Below are 16,613 nucleotides of genomic sequence, written 5' to 3'. Positions count from 1 at the left end.
CCCCTGCAAGAATTCTCCCCATCGACTCGCCATCGGATCCCCGAATAGCGAGACCTGACTACAGGAGTTCTTGCCATGAATACATCAACCTTCCGTCCCCAGGGCTGGCAACTGTTCGGCCTGGTCGCAGCCTTGGTGGTGGCGATGAGTGTCACGGCAGTCGCTGCGCAACCTGACCTGGTCGAGGGATTGCGCAGCGCCATTCGCGCCACCGCCCGTTCCTCCTTCGCACTGTTTCTGATCGCATTCACCGCCTCGGCCTTTGCCGTACCGGTGCCGTCGGCGCTCTCCAAGGCACTGGTTCGTGAAAGGCGCTTCATCGGCCTCGCCTTTGCCTTCTCGCACCTGGTGCATGCCGTGTTGATCTACGCCTACGGGCAGCTCAATACCGAGTTCTGGCCGGCCCGCACCGTGGCGAACAACATCCCTGGCGGAACCGCTTACGCCTTCATCCTGCTGATGGCACTGACCTCATTCAAGGGACCCGCCCGGCTGCTGGGCCCCAAGGCGTGGAAGACGTTGCACGTCACTGGCATGTGGGTCATCTCCGCCGTATTTGCTTTCTCCAACTTCAAACGTATCCCCATGAGCGACTGGTACGTACTGCCTTTCGGCCTCATCTGCGCCGCGGTGGCGATTCGACTGGTCGGCAAGCTGGCCATGGCCAACAAACGCAGCCAAGCCAGGCAGGCGTCGATACGCCGGGCAGCAGTGGCCTCCTGATCCGCAACAAGCGAAGTGGCCTTCTCAGGCACGACATATTTCTCCAATACAGTTCTCAGAAGCAGTCATCCCGACTGCCTAAAACAAGGAAGCAAAAGAATGAGCACCAGCATCCCTACCCAAACCGGCAGCTATATCACCACCCAGGATGGCGTACAGCTCTACTACAAGGATTGGGGCCCGAAGGATGGACAAGTCGTCACCTTCAGCCACGGCTGGCCGCTGAATTCCGATAGCTGGGAGTCGCAGATGCTGTTCCTGGCGGACAAGGGCTATCGCGTCATCGCCCACGACCGCCGCGGCCATGGCCGCTCCAGCCAACCGTGGGAAGGCAACGACATGGATCACTACGCCGATGACCTGGCTGCGGTGATCAACACCCTGGATCTCAAAGACATCACCCTGGTGGGTTTCTCCACCGGTGGTGGCGAAATCACCCGCTACATCGGTCGCCACGGCACCGATCGGGTGAAGAAGGCCGCGCTGATCAGCGCCGTGCCGCCGATGATGCTCAAGACCGAAGACTACCCAGGCGGCCTGCCGATCGAAGTCTTCGATGGCCTGCGTCAGGCCTCGCTGGACAACCGTTCGCAACTGTATCGCGACATCGCCTCTGGCCCGTTCTTCGGCTTCAACCGCGACGGGGCGAAAGTCTCCCAAGGGCTGATCGATTCGTTCTGGGTACAGGGCATGCAAGCCGGCCACAAAAACACCTATGACTGCATCGCGGCGTTCTCGGCGACGGACTTCCGCGCCGACCTGGCCAAGTTCGACGTACCCACTCTGATCGTGCACGGTGACGATGACCAGATCGTCCCGATTGACGCCTCCGCACATGCCGCTGCCGAGCTGGTGCAGAACGCTGAATTGAAGGTTTATCCGGGTGCGCCTCACGGCCTGACCGACACCCATAAGGACCGTCTGAACCAGGATCTGTTGGACTTCCTGGGCCAGTAAGCCCATCGCACCTGCCCGTGTGCCGCCCAGCGCGGCACGATCACGGCTCATACCAATAATGAAAACGGAATCATCATGCTCAATATCAAATCGCTCCTGGCCGCCACCATTACCGCTGCGTTGGCGCTGACCTCTCTCCACAGCACCGCCGCTGCGCAACCCGACGCCGCCAAGCCCACCGTCGTGCTGGTGCATGGCGCCTTCGCCGAATCGTCCAGCTGGAACGGCGTCGCCGCCCGGCTGCTGAACCAGGGCTATCCCGTGGTGGCCGCAGCCAACCCGCTGCGCGGCGTGAAGCAGGATGCCGACTACGTCGCCGACATCGTCGAGCACACCGCCGGCCCGGTGATCCTCGTGGGCCACTCCTACGGCGGCGCCGTGATCACCAACGCCGTGCACGACAACCCTCGGGTCAAGGCACTGGTCTACGTCGCGGCCTTCGCACCGGACAAAGGCGAAACCGCCATCGAACTGTCCGGCCGCTACCCTGGCGGCACCCTCGGACCGACCTTGGCCGCTCCGGTACCGCTGGACGACGGCAATAAAGACCTCTACATCCAGCAGGACAAATTCGGCCAACAGTTCGCCGCCGACGTCCCAGCCGCCGAGTCCGCACTGATGGCTGCCACCCAACGCCCCATCAGCGAGGCGGCCTTGAAGGAAGCGTCTGGCGACCCGGCCTGGAAAAAACTGCCGTCCTGGTTCATCTACGGCTCGGCGGACAAAAACATCCCCGAAGCCGCCCTGAAATTCATGGCCGACCGCGCCGGCTCTAAAAAGACTGTCACCGTCCCAGGCGCCTCCCATGTGGTGATGACGTCCAACCCGGACAAAGTTGCAGAGCTGATCGTTGAAGCGGCGCAGGCCAGTGCCAAGTAATGATCGCGTGCTAACCAAAACCCGGCGCAAGACGCCGGGTTTTTTATGCGAAGCACCCCAAAAAGCGCCGCTCGGTTAATGACCAGACCACAATCCCCCTGTGGGAGCGAGCCTGCTCGCGATAGCGGTCTGTCAGTTATCAGCGACGTTGACTGGCACGGCCTCATCGTCGAGCAAGGCCGTTCAACGGTACGCCGCGCCGACCGCCACGCTCAACGGTGTCGATGAACTGCGGATGATCTCCGCCAATGAACTGGGCAACCGCGCCGCCCAACATCGCGCCGTGATCGATGCCATTAAGGCTGCGGCTGTCACATTCCTGGCCTACACCAGCGTCCTGCACGCAGACACCTCTACCTTGGGCTTGGCCGCTGAACATCGCGATACCGAAGCCGCCTCGAAAGCCTCGGGCGCGCCCCACGTATGGCTGCGCAACGGCTGGTACAGCAAAAACTACCTGGCGAACGTACCGAGCGCCGTGGAACACGGCGTCCTGCTCGGCAGCGCCGGCGAGGGCCGCATCAGCTCCGCGCCCTGTGCCGACTACGCCCAATCCGCCGCGGTGGTGCTGACCACTGCAGGCGGGCAAGGTTATGAACTGGCGGGGGATAGCAGCGACACCTTGACCGAACTGGCCGCGTTGATCAGCAAGAAAACGGGTAAGCCGGTGGTTTATAAGAACCTGCCGCAGGCTGAGTTTGAAGCGGTGTTGATCAGTGTCGGGCTGCCGGCGGGGTTGGCGGCGTTGCTGGCGGATTCTGATGCGGCGGCGGCGAAAGGGGCGTTGTTTGATGAGAGTGGGGTGTTGGGGCGGTTGATTGGGCGGGGGACTGCGTCGGTTGCGGAGTCTTTGAGTTAAGTAGCCGAACTAAGGCCGGGACGATGGACTCGCGTGCCGGTCGAAATAAACCGGCACGCAGCGGGTGATGAGACCCACGGACACAAACGGCCCGAGCCCCCGATAGCAGCTGGAACTCCCGTGGCGAGGGAGCTTGCTCCCGCTTGAGTGCGAAGCACTCATAAAAGGCCCACAGCTCCAAATGCTACGCAGCCAACACACAAAACTCTGTGGCGAGGGGATTTATCCCCGCTGGGGTGCGGAGCAGACCCAAAACAGTCGATCCGTTCGTATCCACAGCGCCTTCTAGGCTATTGCTCCAGAGCTAAAGGTCTCGGTATTCGGCCAATAGCAGACGCCCGTAAAAACTGCATCTACGTTTGCTCCTACCTATTAAATCCTCGCATTGCTGGCTTTCTACTATGATGTCAGGATGCTACCTTGAAAATTGAGAACAGCACTGAGGGAGACGTAATGATCAAGGGACAGTCGATTAGGGGTATCGCGCGCCTAATAGCTGAGGCGAAAGGTGCAAATCATGTGATGTTCGTAGCTCAGTTAACTGCAATACCTGTTGCTCGACAAAAGGAAATTGGTATTAATTTTCTTAAGAATGATGGTGACTCAATTCTCGCTTCAGCTATCGGAAAAGTATCAAGCTTTAATGTCAGCGGGAAAGAAATCAAGAGAAAAGATCTTCCATTAATAAAAAAATTGATACCTCAGTATCGCACATGGAAAGACTGGCATGGGAAAGAACATGATGGAATCCAACATCGTACTATGGATGTCTACCCCATAGAGTTTATTTCTCCACCTTCCGAAAAGCTATCGCTTAAAAATATTGATGGAATGATATATGTCGCATCGCGCCAGATGGATCTATTAAGTAATCCAGAACCAATTGCTCATCTGGCTAATTTGTTCTTGGAGTATTTCGGCGAATTTGAAGTGTTCGACATATCTAAACATAAGATCTCAGGCGTATCAACGCGTCAGCTCCAATGGGAAGTACTACCCAAAGGTAAATACCCCTGGAGTAAGGCCTCTAGCATTGTGACTCCATTCTTAACAAAGCTCAGCCAATCTGAAAAAGGCGTCATTGAGCATAGAATGCGAGAGATATCCAAATATGAGCCAGATTTCCTAGCAACTGGGCGCGGTGGTTACTCCGGTTATTTTGTCTATGGCTTCACTTCCAGAAATCTGTATTTTTTAGAGAGTATACATCTAAATAATGCTACATACGTATTTGGCAGCGACTGGGAGAAGCTTTCATCGCTTTCAAAAGAAGAAATCATAAATGGCGAGTACGAACACTCAAGAGTGATTCATGATAAAAAATGGGTGGCAAAAATTCGTCAGCTATTACGTGCTTAATCGAGATTGAGTCTGGCTGGTTCTTACATTAAGGGATGCTGTATGAAGGCTTTCTGCGTTTTTAATAATAAAGGCGGAGTAGGGAAAACGACTCTTCTTTGTAATCTAGCTGCACATTACGCTTTAAGAGGCGGCAAAAAAGTTCTCGTGGTGGATGCCGACCCGCAATGCAATGCTACCGCTTATATGTTTAAAGAGAAAATACTTGATGATTTATATTCCTCATCTAAGGATGGGGAAACAATAAATCAATTGGTAACTTCTTTGAAAAAATCAAAAGGTTATTCCGAGATACCAATTAAGAGAAGTGAATCATTTGGCGTCGATGTTGTACCCGGCGACCCTAGATTCTCTCTGGCGGAAGATTTTTTGGCGAAAGACTGGGTAGATGCGACTAGTGGGCAGGAGCGCGGCCTAAAGACTACATTTCTTTTTAGGGCGCTTCTCGAGTGGGCTTCAAATAAAAAATATGATTATGTGTTTTTTGATATAGGGCCCTCTCTCGGCGCGATAAATCGTACCGTTCTTTTATCTTGCGACTACTTTATTCTTCCCATGTCATCCGACATCTTCAGTCTGCGCGGCCTACAGAATATCGAAGTTGCGATCACCAGCTGGACCAAAGGCTTAGAGCGTGGTCTTACGAGTTATAAGGAGGATAATAATGAAGATTTTCTCTTTGATGGTCTGCATCGAAGGAATCCTCAAGGAATTAAATTCCTCGGGTATGTCACTCAACAATACACCGCCAAAACTGTCGCGGGAAAAAAACAACCCGTCGATGCCTATGAGAAAATAATTAAACGTATCGGCCCTGCAATTAGGAAAAGTCTAATAGAGAAAATAAATCAAGGCCAAAGCTTAGAGTATAAACTCGGTGAAATCCCATACTTTAGCAGCTTGGTTCCCATGGCTCAAACATCAACCAAGCCAATATTTATGCTAAAGTCCGCGGATGGAGTCGTGGGCGCGCACTTTGACAAGGTCAAGCAATTTGAAAAAGTTATATCCGACATTGCTGCTAGTCTAAGCTTAAATATGGACGAGATTATTTAAAATGTCTATTTGGCCTAAGGAGCTGGTTCATTCTATTGCTTGCAGACGCTGCGTGCTCTTTTTTGGTGCGGGAGTGTCTATGAACTCTTCGGGGAATGATGGTGTCAGGCCTCCCAGTTGGGCAAGTTTTTTAGTTGAAGCTGCGGGGCAAATAGGTGCTCCTAGTAAGAAGATTGTAAAGGAAATAAATGCGCTCATCAAAGCTGGGGACTATTTGACTGCCGCCGAGGTAATACGAAACGAAATCAAACAAGAGAAGTTTACTAACTTAGTAAAGTCTCGATTTCATACTCCGGACTTCAAGGCGGCTCCAATACATAAGACGCTATTCAACTTGGATTTGCGTATTGCGATAACTCCGAATTTTGATAGCATTTACGAAACCGCAGCGGGGGAGCGTGGAGCTGGCGCTTTAACTACAAAAATATATCATGACGATGATATTGCAGATTGTTTGCGTAGGCACGAACGAGTTCTGATAAAAAGTCACGGGACGATTTCCTCACCAAATAAACTGATTTTTACGAGAACCGATTATGCTAAAGCACGCAATTTACACAGTCAGTTCTATGAGCTTCTAGATGCACTTCTTCGAACCCACACGTTCATTTTTGTTGGTTGTGGTGTTAGCGACCCAGATATTAGATCGTTATTAGAAAATTATCGATATAGACATCCTTATGGGCAGAGTCATTATTTTGTTACGGCTTCAAAAAATTTCTGTTCGGAAGTTAAGTCTGTATTGAGTGATTCACTAAAGATAAACTTTATAGAATATGCAGCCACTAAAGATCATGCAAATTTGTCAAAAGAACTGGACTCGTTAAAGGAGTTGGTCGAGCTTGAAAGAATTGAGTTGAGTAAAAATCAAGCATGGTAATACGGCGAAATTTTTTCTACTTATGCAATTGGCCGAAAGCAGGCAATCGTGCAACACAGCTTTCGGCCAGAAGTGATCTATCGAAGATAGTCTACCAAAAAGGGGACTAATTTAGGTTCCTAGTGATAACTTTGGATAAGTATCAATGAGAACAACTAAGCATTTTGATTATATCGTTAATCGGATAGCATCAGCTAAAATAAATGCGGATAGCTTAGCGTCCGGAATAGGACATCATGGTATTGAAGGGGAAATACGCGAGATAGCAGCGAAGGAATGCATCGAACCGTTTCTTACGCAAAGTTACCAGTGTGGAACAGGAAAAGTCATTGACTCATTTCAAGGGCTAAGCGATCAACTTGACTTGATTATTTACCATAGAAAGGTGGCCCCTCCTATTCTAGTAGGCAGGGACCTTGGTTTGTATCCCGTCGAATGTGTCCGTTATGTATTCGAGGTGAAGTCGACTCTTAGCTCTCGCGAAATAAGAGATGCAAATAAGAAATTCAGGTCCGTAAGCAATCTATTGTCATTTCCTAGAAGGGAAATCGATGGGTCTGTGAAAGGTGGTGCCTTGCCTGCTACTGTTCTTCTTGCATTCAATAGCGATATAACTAGTTCTGAAATAGATCGCTATAAAAGACACACTCAAGATGAGTGCCCACCTTGTACGGTCCTATGCGTTTTAGGTAAAGGTTACTGGTATTATGACTTCGCGTCTAGAGACTGGTATGGCCTTGAGGCTAATAGTGATTTTCCTCCTTTTTTTGAGTTCGGTATGTTTATTACTGGTTTAATGAATACACTATCAAGTGAGGAGACTGCAATCAGGCCGTTTAATCCTGGAATATATATTAATGTTGATGATGTCATACGTTCTGCACTGAAAAAGTCTGGTCAGTAATACAGATATGTTGCATGCTCCACTGAAAAATAATAGAGCCAATCGAAAGAGAGTGACGTACCGTAAAGCGGTACATAGTCTGAAGGGAAAACAAACAGGAAAGGATGGGGTATGAAATGACTGCGTTCCCAAGAAACTTCGGTCAGGATTTCGATTCGTTGATGGAATTGATGGTCCTTGTCATAAATTCGCGGCTAAATATGTCGGTCGAACCGGAGATGGTTTTTTTGAACGACATTCAGACACTCTCTATAAAGCTCTTTAGGCAGCTGTGTTCAACCAAGGTCATCTCGACGGGTTGTTTGTTTCAAAGCAATAACGGGTCGGCTTATGAATTTATTTGACCAAGGGTCAGTTTCAATTCTTGCACGAGCATCTATCGAAACATTCCTCACGCTACATTGGTTATTTGGTGGGGATCTGGAACTGTCAAGATTCCGGCATCGCATATGACAATACGCGGGTCTACATGACAGGGTGCAGCACACCGCATCGACTGCCGAGGGTCGTGCGAAGCAGGCTTCTGCACGTGAACAAAAAGCGGAACTGTTACCACTTATACAGTCATCCGAGCATTTCACAAAGTATTCGCTCAAGGAGCAAGCTCAGCTTCTGAAAGGTAAATGGCGCGTAAGCTGGTCTTGGGGTGAAGAGGCTGTGCGAGCAGGCTTTCACCGAAGGTATTTTGATAATGTATATGGATATCTTTGTGGCTATTCGCATAGTAATTACATTAGCGCAATGAAATTGGCCAAGCTCAAGAACTTTCTATACAGGCACAATGAGCGAAGCGGGGCTACAGATCAGCGTTCATATAATGGCGCATTTCATCCATCTATACGCTGCTACCTTTTCCCACGCTGCGAGTATTGTTGATCAATCTGAAGCAAGGTCTATCGTCAATATTTGGCATTTCAAGGCAGATGATATGGATCATATTTTTGGTGAGCAATCATAGGTATATCCAAGCAATAAAGCTAACAGAATTAATAGTTGAAATTGAAGGTGTGACAATTTCACTTGTTGCGTTATTAAGGGGTATTTGTTTCCTGAGTTGACACTCTTTTATTTAATGCGGCTTCCATGATTAGGGCTTTTGTCGAGACGGCCCAAAATGCAAGGCTTGCGATTAAGAAGTCAGTGCGGACTTCGGACCCATATCTGATTTTTATATCTGGATTCACTGAATGAATGGTGATGTATCTTTTTTCCACTGGATGAAACTCAGGTTCGATAGCTGACATGGAATTTACGAGTCTCGATAGCTGCTGAGCGTCACCCTGATCAATTGTGCTCCTCCTCCCATGAGCTAATTTGTTGCGCATGCCGTTAACATGATGAATTACGGCAGCGATCTGTAGCGGTAAACCGAATGCAGCAGCTAATCCTAATTTATGTCCAAAATCTCTTGGCAGTTTTGCGTAGACGGCGATTTCGCCTTTACATTTTTCTTTCAAATAGAACGTGAGCAATCGTTCTAGCATAAGGTGAAAGCGTAGCACGCATCCCATTTCGTCTTCTGTTTCAGCAGCAGCAATCAAAATTTCGGTGTCGGCTAATTCTTCTACATTTAGATCGACTTCAAATGTTGTTTCAAATTTCATATCTTCACCTAATTCTAACTCTGTGGAGTCGCTTCTTTGAGATTGGCAAGCCAAGCGCTCCATGGAGATTATCGTTTGAAAGTAGAGCTGTCGAGCTGCCATTGCTGACGGTTTAGGCCTGTACCTACACAAAGGGGATGGGGAAATTTACCGGTCAAGACGCTTTGAGATATTAAGATGTTATATCCGTTTAAAGATGACAGACTCTGGAACCGCGTTGGTTTCATCGCGAGCAGGCTCGCATTGGCCTCAAGGAGTATGGCTTTATGGAAGTTCGCAGAACGGGTGAGTTCGAAAACAGTATAAAAAACTGACAGTTCTTACAGTGGTCAGATAGGGCCGAGTCCGGCACTTTTTGGATTCATTCACTGCATCGGAGTGCAAAGTCATGAGCTCAAAAGACAAGAAGGTTGATGTGGGTTTTAAAGGCGCGGCGAAGGCTACGCTCAAGCCGGAGGCGGTAACTCCGGATTTCAAGGGCGCAGCGCAGACCACCCTCAAGCCGGAGGCGGTAGCTCCGGATTTCAAAGGTGCGGCGCAGACTACGCTCAAACCCGAGACGACACCCGAAGATCAGACCAAGTCTTAGTCGTTATACCGGGCAAGGCTTAAGAAACTGAGGATATTTAGAGCCTACCCGTCCGCTTCTAGGGATAAAAACAAGAAACCCGACGCAAGACGTCGGGTTTTTTGTGGGGAAATAAATACTATTGTCGCGGATCTACGTTATCCAACACCTGATTCGCCAACAACGAACTCAGCTCAATCAATTGCTGAATCCCCATCGCCAAATGGCGCCGCGAGCCTTTCAGGTCGAACGCCAGATCCGCAACCATGGCATCGGCTGAAGCCAGTGTTTCAGTGAGGTTGGCGAGCAGGCATTCGTTGTCGAGACCCTTCACAACGGTGAAGATCTGCCCCGGTTTCGGTTCGTCTTTGGATTGATCCGGCTTCGGTAGCAGGTAGTGATCGAGCACGCGTTTGGTGGTTTCGTCTTGCTGCTTGGCTTTGGATTTTGCAGATTGTGCGGTGGAGTCTACTTCTGGGGGATTCGGAGTAGCTTTGAACATTGGTGTGATCCTCGTAAGGAGCCGCTCCATCTCGCTACTAAACGGAAGGGTGGCAGCTGTGCGCAAGTTAGTAGACCGGCGAATCACACCAAAACCGGCGCGCCCGAAGGCGCCATGCGCACAGCCACCATCAACAACAGGCAAATGCCTGACTGATGAGACTTGTACAACCGAGGTGTGAACCGGGCTACTAAACCCGACCACTGATGGGCAGTGGCAAGGAAACGATAGAACCCAGGAACAAGGCGCACAAGCGGGCGGATTCTGGCGTAGTTGTAGGCAAAGGCGCAAGGATTTGTGGGGCGTTGGAGGGGTGTAGGTGGGGGCTGTAGGAGAAGGGATTTTTGTTGGTGTGGGTGGGGTGTTTGGCGTTGGAATCGTGTTGTTTTCATCGCGAGCAGGCTCGCTCCCACAGGGGGGCGGGGGTGTTGCGGATAGTGGGTTTTATCGCCAGCCGCTGTGGCTCGGGGGCTCGCTTCTGCTGGTCTGTGTAGCTGGCTTCTGTGTTTCTTCAGGTAAACCGCGTTGTCTGGGTTTGCGGCTGCTGTGCAGCCGAGCGGGAGCAAGCTCCCTCGCCACGGGGGTTGTGTTGATTTCATCGCGAGCAAGCTCGCTCCCACAGGGGATGGTGGTGGGAGTGGGCTTGATGGATGGGGTTATTTGCGTTTGAGCATTTCCGGCAGCTGGGCGACCAGTTTCTGGTTGTTCAGCGGGGCGCGGATGAAGCCGCGTTGGGTGCCGTCGGGGCCGATGACGACGAGGTTGCCGCTGTGGTCGACGGTGTAGTTGGGTTTGCTGGTGTCGGCCGGGATGAAGGGGATGCTGACGGCGTTGGCCAGTTTTTGCAGGTCTTCGATGGAGCTCGGGGTCAGGCCTTTGAATTGAGGGTCGAAGTAGCCTAGGTATTGCTTGAGTTGTTTGGGCGTGTCGCGGTTCGGGTCGACGCTGACCAGGACGATTTGCAGTTTAACCACGGCCTCGGGCGGCAGTTCGCTTTTGATCTGGCGCAGTTGGGCGAGGGTGGTGGGGCAGATGTCCGGGCAGAAGGTGTAGCCGAAGAACAGCAGGCTCCATTTGTCTTTCAGCTCGTTCATGGTCACCGGTTGCCCGTCCTGATCGGTCATTTTCACGTCCGGCAGGTGACGGCTTTGCGGCAGCAGGATGATGCCGGCGTCGATCAGGGCCGTCGGGTCGCCCTGGCCTTTGCCCGACAGCACCTTGTTGATGGTAAGGCCGAGGATCAGCGCGATCACGGCCACGAGGATGAAGACGGTTTTCTGGGTTCGGGTCATAGGCTCAACAGTAGGTAGTGATCGACAAGCAGGGCGATGAACAGCAGGAACAAGTAGTAGATAGAGTACTTGAAGGTGTTGATCGCGGCATGCGGCCGACTGCCACGGTACAACACCACGGCCCATTGCAGGAACCGGGCGCCGAGGACCAGGGCGCAAATCAGGTAGAGCATGCCGCTCATCTGGATCACGAAGGGCATCAGGCTTACCGCCAGCAGCACCAGGGTGTACAACAGGATATGCACCTTGGTGTAGTGCTCGCCGTGGGTCACCGGCAGCATCGGTATGTCGGCCTTCGCATACTCTTCTTTGCGGTGGATCGCCAACGCCCAGAAGTGCGGCGGGGTCCAGGCGAAGATGATCAGCACCAGCAACAATGGTTCGGCGCTGACGTGGCCGGTGGCTGCGACCCAACCCAGCAGCGGCGGGGCGGCGCCGGCGAGGCCGCCGATGACGATGTTCTGCGGCGTGGCCCGTTTGAGGAAACCGGTGTAGACCACCGCGTAACCGAGCAGGGAAGCCAGGGTCAGCCAGGCGGTCAGCGGGTTGGTGAAGGCCAGCAGCAGCGCTTGCCCGGCCACGGCCAACGCCAGGGCGAAGGTCAGGGCGGCGGCGGGGGAGGCGCGGCCTTCGGCCAGCGGGCGTTTGTGGGTGCGGGCCATGACGGCGTCGATGCGCCGGTCCACCACATGGTTGACCGCCGCCGCGCCGCCGGCGCACAGGGCGATGCCCAGGTTGCCGAACACCAGCACCGTCCATGGCACGCCGGCGCGGGTGGCGAGGAACATGCCCACCAGCGAGGTAATGAGCATCAGCACCACGACCTTGGGTTTGGTCAGTTCCAGGTAATCGCGCCAGATCGCCCGGCTGTGGCGTTCACCGGTCAGGGTTGCCATGGCATCTCTCCTTTTATTGTGATGGGGCTGATGCTGTGTTTATGCGGATTGAAGCGCCAGCGCAGCGGGACCTGATGCCTGACCCGGACCAGGCTTGTACGGGCGTGATAATTGACCAACACCAGGGTCAGCAGCAGCGCGGCGCCCCCGGCGTTGTGAGCGACGGCCACCGGCAACGGCAGGTGGAACAGCACGTTGCTGATGCCCAGGGTGATCTGCGCGGCCAGGGCGGCCAGCACCAAGCCGGCGAGCCGGGTCATGCCCACGGTTTTCAATTGCCAGGCCAGGCCGAGCAGTACCAGCGTCACCAATAAAGCGCCGATGCGATGGGTCAGGTGGATGGCCGTGCGGGCATCGCTGTCGAGCTGGCCGCCCAGATAGTTCGGGCCGATGTGTTGGGTCAGGTGGAAGCCGTTGGCGAAATCCGCGGGCGGCAGCCATTGGCCGTGGCAGGTGGGGAAGTCGATGCAGGCCACGGCGGCGTAATTGGAACTGACCCAACCGCCCAGGGCGATCTGGCCGATCACCAACAACAGCCCGGCAGTGGCCCAGTGTTGCAGGCGCTTGGGTACGGTCAGTGCCGGCAGTACGCCGGACAATCTCAGAGTCAGCAGAAACAACAGGCTCAAGGTCGCGAAGCCGCCCAGCAAGTGCCCGGTGACCACCTGCGGCCAGAGCTTGAGCGTCACCGTCCACATGCCGAACGCGGCTTGGGCGAACACCACCGCCAACAGGAACAGCGGCAACTTCAATGGTTGGCCCGGGCGGTGCCGGTTCATCCAGGAGCGTGCTGCCAACGCGACGATCATCAAGGCCAGGGTCCCGGCGAAGTAACGATGGACCATCTCGTTCCAGCCTTTATGAGCTTCCACCGGGGCGTCGGGAAAATGCAGCTCGGCATGGGCCAGTTGGGCTTCGCTCTTGGGCACGCTGATGAAACCGTAGCAGCCGGGCCAGTCCGGGCAACCGAGGCCGGCGTGGGTGAGCCGGGTGTAGGCGCCCAGCAATACGACGATCAGTGCCAGCAGCGTGGCGAACAGCGCGAGGCGAAATCCAGGTTTGGCCATGTCGATGCCCTCATCCGATGTTCGACAGTTTCAGCAAGTGGCGCAGGTCGTTGAGCAGGTCCTTGCCTTTGACGCGGGCGTCGTAGCGCAGCACCAGGTTGCTGTGGGGGTCGATGATCCACAGCTGCGCGCCACCGGAGCCCTGGGCGCCTTTTTCATAGGCGGGCAGGTCCAGCGGGTAGCGTTGCAGTTGCGGGTATTCGCGTTGCAACTGGGCGTCGTACTCGGCATCCAGCGGCTGGGCGATGGCCAGGGCGTGACTGGCGCGGGCGGCGTCGCGGCCTAGGCCGATCTGCACTTGGCGGGCCAGGTAGACCAGTTGCCGGCAGTCCACCGCGCATTCCTTCGGCGCGGTGACGAGGATCTGCCAGCGCTGTTCATCGGCCTGCACGCCGATCTCGGCGCGGGTCTGGCCGGTGCCGATCAGTTCGCCGTGGTAGCTGCGGCTGTCGGGCACCCAGAACTGGAATTTGTACATGCCGGTGGCGAGGATCATCGGGCCGACGACCCCGAACACGATCAGCAGCAATTGCAGGCGTCCCTTGCGGCGGCTGTGGGCCGAGGGTGCCTCAGACGTGTTGGTTGGATTCATGGCGCTTCCCATGGTGTCTCCCTGCGTTATGCCATCCGAGATAAAGAAAAAGGCCGAACAGCGCCGCCGCCATGGCGAACCACTGCACGGCATAACCGAGGTGTTTTTCCGGGCCCATGCTCACCACCGGCCAATCGGTGCGGTAGGCGCCGGGGCCGCTTTGCTGGCGCAGTTCATAGGCGAAACCGCTGCGGCCCAGTTCGGCCCAGAGCTTGTCCGGCTCGATGGCCGTGACCAGGCGCGGCCACGGCGCGTTGGCCGGGTCGGCGTGCAGTTGGAAGGTGGCGCCCGGCGCGATGTAGACCCAGGCCTGCAGGCTCACGGGGCGTTCGGGAGTGTCGAAGACCGGCGCGGTGCGGCGGTCGGGCCACGGCAGCCAGCCGCGATTGACCAGCAGCCACAGGCCACTGGCGTGGTCGAGGAATGGCTGGAGCAATTCGACGCCGACCTTACCGTCGTGCTGGCGGTTGTCCAACAGGATGCTGTGCTCGGCGTCGAACTGACCGTTGAGCTGCACGGGGCGAAACGCCGGATCGGCCGTGTGTTGCAGCTCGGTGCTGTCCAACGCCGGCGCGACGCGGCGCTCGGCGTAGGTCTGCATGAGCACGCGTTTCTGTTCGCCCCGGCCCAGTTGCCAGAACCCCAGGCACACCATCACCGGCACCAGCACGGCCACCACCAGTGACGGCACGAGGCCTGGCCGGAAGCCGTTCATGGCGCCGTCCGAAAACCGTTGAGCGAGCTAGCTATACTCAGGTGCATTGCGTCCCCCCGGAGTGTTCCTGATGCTAAAAGCAGCCATCGTCCTGATGCTGATTGCGACCGTCGTGAGCCTGTTCAGCGGCCTGTTTTTTCTGGTCAAGGACGGTAGCGAGTCCAATCGGCTGGTCATCGCACTGGCGGTGCGCGTCAGTCTGGCCGCTGTCACCGTCGGCTTGATCGCCTGGGGTTTCTTCAGCGGCCAGTTGGTATCGCATGCGCCCTGGTAGCGGTTGCCTCAGAGCACGTAGACGAAGATGAACAAGCCGATCCACACCACATCGACGAAGTGCCAGTACCAGCTCGCGGCCTCGAAGCCGAACTGATGCTCGTTGTCGAAGTGCCCGCGCTGGATGCGCATCAGCATCACGAACAGGATGATCGTGCCGATGGTGACGTGGGCGCCGTGAAAACCGGTGAGCATGAAGAACGTCGCGCCGTAGATCCCCGAACCCAAGGTCAGGCCCAGCTCTTTATAGGCGTGGATGTATTCCTCGGCCTGGAACGCCAGGAACGCGCAACCCAGCAGCACGGTGATCGCCAGCCAGAGTTTCAACGCGCCACGATGGCCCTTTTTCAAGGCGTGGTGGGCGATGGTCACGGTGACGCTGGAGCTCACCAGCAGCACGGTGTTGAGCAACGGCAGGCCCCACGGGCTGATGACGTCCTTGGGCGGCGGGAACAGCTTCGAGTCTGGGTTGTTGAGCAGCGGCCAGGTGAACTGGAAGTTCGGCCAGAGCATGTGGGCCAGGCCCTTGGTGCCTTCACCGCCCAGGGCCGGACCGGAGACGTGGCGCACATAAAACAGCGCGCCGAAGAAGGCAATGAAGAACATCACTTCGGAAAAGATGAACCAGCTCATGCCCCAGCGGAACGAGCGGTCGAGCTGCGGGCTGTAGAGCCCGGCGCGGCTTTCCTTGATTACCGCGCCGAACCAGCCGAACAGCATGTAGGCCAGCAACAGGCCACCGACGAAAAAGACCAGCGGGCCGTGGGATTCCGGGCGGGCGGCTTTCAGGTCGTTGAACCAAGTCGCCAGCCCATACACCGTGACGAACATCCCGACCGTGGCGATGATCGGCCATTTGCTCTGGGCCGGAACGTAATAGTGCTCATGAGTTGCCATTTATTGTTCTCCTTATCGGGCACGCTATCGTTCAGTGTTTAAAGCCACCGGTGGATGACGAGCGGTGATATCGAACAGCGTGTAGGACAGCGTCAGGTGCTTCACTTCCTTGGGCATGTCCCGGTCGACGATGAAGCGCATGGGCATTTCGATGCGTTCGCCGGGTTGCAGCACTTGCTGGGTAAAACAAAAGCATTCGGTCTTGTGGAAATAGGCTGCCGCAGTGCTGGGCGAGATACTCGGAACCGCCTGGGCGCTCATCGGTCGGTCGGTGGGGTTGTGGGCGACGAACACCATTTCATTCACTGCCCCCGGCTGGACCACCAATTGGTCACCCTTGGGGAAAAAGTCCCAGGGCATGTCCACCGCATTGGTCGACAGAAACTGCACGCGCACCTGGCGTGATGCATCGACAGTCTGCTCGCCCTCGTACTGCCCGGCGGTCTTGCCATTGATGCCGAACGCCTTGCACATCACGTCGTAGATCGGCACCAGGGCAAAGCCGAAGACAAACATCGCCACCACCACGATCAGCAGGCGGGTGACGAGTTTCTTCAGCGAAATCGAATCAGCCATGGCATCGGCTCCTT

At 54.9% G+C, this 16,613-nt stretch carries 19 protein-coding genes; 10 read left to right on the top strand and 9 right to left on the bottom strand.

Translation table 11 applies throughout. The features are described from left to right. Positions 1 to 75: 75 nt before the first annotated feature. The 8 genes from ACLEJQ_RS09910 (at position 76) to ACLEJQ_RS09875 (ending at position 7,617) form a co-directional block, all read left to right on the top strand. The gene (locus tag ACLEJQ_RS09910) at positions 76 to 723 is read left to right on the top strand and encodes a ferric reductase-like transmembrane domain-containing protein (RefSeq protein WP_440794458.1); all 648 of its coding nucleotides are present in this window, start codon (positions 76 to 78) and stop codon (positions 721 to 723) included. Positions 724 to 822: 99 nt separating this feature from the next. After that, positions 823 to 1,680: an alpha/beta fold hydrolase gene (locus ACLEJQ_RS09905; protein WP_440794457.1), complete on the top strand. Its 858-nt coding sequence runs from the start codon at positions 823 to 825 to the stop codon at positions 1,678 to 1,680. 75 nt (positions 1,681 to 1,755) lie between these two features. Beyond that, entirely contained in the window at positions 1,756 to 2,559 is an 804-nt protein-coding gene (locus ACLEJQ_RS09900; RefSeq protein ID WP_440794455.1) for an alpha/beta fold hydrolase, read from the top strand. A gap of 148 nt (positions 2,560 to 2,707) precedes the next feature. Next, positions 2,708 to 3,418, top strand: a complete 711-nt coding sequence (locus ACLEJQ_RS09895; RefSeq protein ID WP_440794453.1) for a KR domain-containing protein — start codon at positions 2,708 to 2,710, stop codon at positions 3,416 to 3,418. Positions 3,419 to 3,838: 420 nt separating this feature from the next. Next, positions 3,839 to 4,777 (top strand): hypothetical protein, encoded by a 939-nt coding sequence (locus tag ACLEJQ_RS09890; protein ID WP_440794452.1) that lies wholly within the window; start codon positions 3,839 to 3,841, stop codon positions 4,775 to 4,777. 42 nt (positions 4,778 to 4,819) lie between these two features. Continuing rightward, positions 4,820 to 5,833 carry a ParA family protein gene (locus ACLEJQ_RS09885; RefSeq protein ID WP_440794450.1) on the top strand — a complete coding sequence of 338 codons (1,014 nt, stop codon included), beginning with the start codon at positions 4,820 to 4,822 and terminating at the stop codon, positions 5,831 to 5,833. A 1-nt stretch (position 5,834) separates the two neighbouring features. Continuing rightward, a complete protein-coding gene (locus tag ACLEJQ_RS09880) occupies positions 5,835 to 6,713 on the top strand; it encodes an SIR2 family protein (protein WP_440794448.1) in 879 nt (292 codons plus the stop codon). Positions 6,714 to 6,858: 145 nt separating this feature from the next. After that, positions 6,859 to 7,617 carry a DUF6602 domain-containing protein gene (locus tag ACLEJQ_RS09875; RefSeq protein ID WP_440794446.1) on the top strand — a complete coding sequence of 253 codons (759 nt, stop codon included), beginning with the start codon at positions 6,859 to 6,861 and terminating at the stop codon, positions 7,615 to 7,617. Between the two features lie 1,031 nt (positions 7,618 to 8,648). Here the strand turns inward: ACLEJQ_RS09875 and ACLEJQ_RS09870 are convergent. Then, a complete protein-coding gene (locus tag ACLEJQ_RS09870; protein ID WP_440794444.1) occupies positions 8,649 to 9,284 on the bottom strand; it encodes a hypothetical protein in 636 nt (211 codons plus the stop codon). A 325-nt stretch (positions 9,285 to 9,609) separates the two neighbouring features. On the opposite strand from ACLEJQ_RS09870, the gene ACLEJQ_RS09865 reads away from it, so the two are divergent. After that, a complete protein-coding gene (locus ACLEJQ_RS09865) occupies positions 9,610 to 9,810 on the top strand; it encodes a hypothetical protein (RefSeq protein ID WP_440794442.1) in 201 nt (66 codons plus the stop codon). Positions 9,811 to 9,928: 118 nt separating this feature from the next. On the opposite strand, the gene ACLEJQ_RS09860 is transcribed toward ACLEJQ_RS09865, so the two are convergent. The 6 genes from ACLEJQ_RS09860 to ACLEJQ_RS09835 form a co-directional block, all read right to left on the bottom strand. Continuing rightward, positions 9,929 to 10,291: a DUF6124 family protein gene (locus ACLEJQ_RS09860; protein ID WP_440794440.1), complete on the bottom strand. Its 363-nt coding sequence runs from the start codon at positions 10,289 to 10,291 to the stop codon at positions 9,929 to 9,931. 656 nt (positions 10,292 to 10,947) lie between these two features. After that, positions 10,948 to 11,583, bottom strand: a complete 636-nt coding sequence (locus ACLEJQ_RS09855) for an SCO family protein (protein WP_440794438.1) — start codon at positions 11,581 to 11,583, stop codon at positions 10,948 to 10,950. Continuing rightward, positions 11,580 to 12,479 (bottom strand): heme o synthase, encoded by a 900-nt coding sequence (gene cyoE, locus ACLEJQ_RS09850; RefSeq protein WP_440794436.1) that lies wholly within the window; start codon positions 12,477 to 12,479, stop codon positions 11,580 to 11,582. The genes ACLEJQ_RS09855 and cyoE overlap by 4 nt, the downstream gene beginning before the upstream one ends. Continuing rightward, the gene (locus ACLEJQ_RS09845; RefSeq protein ID WP_440794434.1) at positions 12,467 to 13,546 is read right to left on the bottom strand and encodes a COX15/CtaA family protein; all 1,080 of its coding nucleotides are present in this window, start codon (positions 13,544 to 13,546) and stop codon (positions 12,467 to 12,469) included. The genes cyoE and ACLEJQ_RS09845 overlap by 13 nt, the downstream gene beginning before the upstream one ends. A 10-nt stretch (positions 13,547 to 13,556) precedes the next feature. After that, positions 13,557 to 14,150 (bottom strand): hypothetical protein, encoded by a 594-nt coding sequence (locus ACLEJQ_RS09840; protein ID WP_440794433.1) that lies wholly within the window; start codon positions 14,148 to 14,150, stop codon positions 13,557 to 13,559. Continuing rightward, on the bottom strand, positions 14,116 to 14,853 hold the full coding sequence (locus ACLEJQ_RS09835) for an SURF1 family protein (protein WP_440794431.1): 738 nt from the start codon (positions 14,851 to 14,853) through the stop codon (positions 14,116 to 14,118). The genes ACLEJQ_RS09840 and ACLEJQ_RS09835 overlap by 35 nt, the downstream gene beginning before the upstream one ends. A 70-nt stretch (positions 14,854 to 14,923) precedes the next feature. Here ACLEJQ_RS09835 and ACLEJQ_RS09830 point away from each other — a divergent pair, with 70 nt between their 5' ends. Continuing rightward, positions 14,924 to 15,127 (top strand): twin transmembrane helix small protein, encoded by a 204-nt coding sequence (locus ACLEJQ_RS09830; RefSeq protein WP_440794429.1) that lies wholly within the window; start codon positions 14,924 to 14,926, stop codon positions 15,125 to 15,127. A gap of 8 nt (positions 15,128 to 15,135) precedes the next feature. Here the strand turns inward: ACLEJQ_RS09830 and ACLEJQ_RS09825 are convergent, their stop codons facing one another. Together ACLEJQ_RS09825 and ACLEJQ_RS09820 are read right to left on the bottom strand one after the other, a co-directional pair. Then, positions 15,136 to 16,023 (bottom strand): cytochrome c oxidase subunit 3, encoded by an 888-nt coding sequence (locus ACLEJQ_RS09825; protein ID WP_440794427.1) that lies wholly within the window; start codon positions 16,021 to 16,023, stop codon positions 15,136 to 15,138. A 24-nt stretch (positions 16,024 to 16,047) separates the two neighbouring features. Further along, a complete protein-coding gene (locus ACLEJQ_RS09820) occupies positions 16,048 to 16,599 on the bottom strand; it encodes a cytochrome c oxidase assembly protein (protein ID WP_440794425.1) in 552 nt (183 codons plus the stop codon). Between the last annotated feature and the right edge of the window lie 14 nt (positions 16,600 to 16,613).

The organism is Pseudomonas sp. SMV71 (assembly GCF_052042015.1).
Classification (GTDB): domain Bacteria; phylum Pseudomonadota; class Gammaproteobacteria; order Pseudomonadales; family Pseudomonadaceae; genus Aquipseudomonas.
This window is presented reverse-complemented; position numbering and strand designations above follow the sequence as displayed.

Excerpts from the sequence above, each read along its gene's own strand:
- ACLEJQ_RS09910 (WP_440794458.1), top strand. The coding sequence starts at position 76 with ATGAATACATCAACCTTCCGTCCCCAGGGCTGGCAACTGTTCGGCCTG.
- ACLEJQ_RS09905 (WP_440794457.1), top strand. The coding sequence starts at position 823 with ATGAGCACCAGCATCCCTACCCAAACCGGCAGCTATATCACCACCCAG.
- ACLEJQ_RS09900 (WP_440794455.1), top strand. The coding sequence starts at position 1,756 with ATGCTCAATATCAAATCGCTCCTGGCCGCCACCATTACCGCTGCGTTG.
- ACLEJQ_RS09885 (WP_440794450.1), top strand. The coding sequence starts at position 4,820 with ATGAAGGCTTTCTGCGTTTTTAATAATAAAGGCGGAGTAGGGAAAACG.
- ACLEJQ_RS09880 (WP_440794448.1), top strand. The coding sequence starts at position 5,835 with ATGTCTATTTGGCCTAAGGAGCTGGTTCATTCTATTGCTTGCAGACGC.
- ACLEJQ_RS09875 (WP_440794446.1), top strand. The coding sequence starts at position 6,859 with ATGAGAACAACTAAGCATTTTGATTATATCGTTAATCGGATAGCATCA.
- ACLEJQ_RS09870 (WP_440794444.1), bottom strand. The coding sequence starts at position 9,284 with ATGGAGCGCTTGGCTTGCCAATCTCAAAGAAGCGACTCCACAGAGTTA.
- ACLEJQ_RS09865 (WP_440794442.1), top strand. The coding sequence starts at position 9,610 with ATGAGCTCAAAAGACAAGAAGGTTGATGTGGGTTTTAAAGGCGCGGCG.
- ACLEJQ_RS09860 (WP_440794440.1), bottom strand. The coding sequence starts at position 10,291 with ATGTTCAAAGCTACTCCGAATCCCCCAGAAGTAGACTCCACCGCACAA.
- ACLEJQ_RS09855 (WP_440794438.1), bottom strand. The coding sequence starts at position 11,583 with ATGACCCGAACCCAGAAAACCGTCTTCATCCTCGTGGCCGTGATCGCG.
- cyoE (WP_440794436.1), bottom strand. The coding sequence starts at position 12,479 with ATGGCAACCCTGACCGGTGAACGCCACAGCCGGGCGATCTGGCGCGAT.
- ACLEJQ_RS09845 (WP_440794434.1), bottom strand. The coding sequence starts at position 13,546 with ATGGCCAAACCTGGATTTCGCCTCGCGCTGTTCGCCACGCTGCTGGCA.
- ACLEJQ_RS09840 (WP_440794433.1), bottom strand. The coding sequence starts at position 14,150 with ATGGGAAGCGCCATGAATCCAACCAACACGTCTGAGGCACCCTCGGCC.
- ACLEJQ_RS09835 (WP_440794431.1), bottom strand. The coding sequence starts at position 14,853 with ATGAACGGCTTCCGGCCAGGCCTCGTGCCGTCACTGGTGGTGGCCGTG.
- ACLEJQ_RS09830 (WP_440794429.1), top strand. The coding sequence starts at position 14,924 with ATGCTAAAAGCAGCCATCGTCCTGATGCTGATTGCGACCGTCGTGAGC.
- ACLEJQ_RS09825 (WP_440794427.1), bottom strand. The coding sequence starts at position 16,023 with ATGGCAACTCATGAGCACTATTACGTTCCGGCCCAGAGCAAATGGCCG.
- ACLEJQ_RS09820 (WP_440794425.1), bottom strand. The coding sequence starts at position 16,599 with ATGGCTGATTCGATTTCGCTGAAGAAACTCGTCACCCGCCTGCTGATC.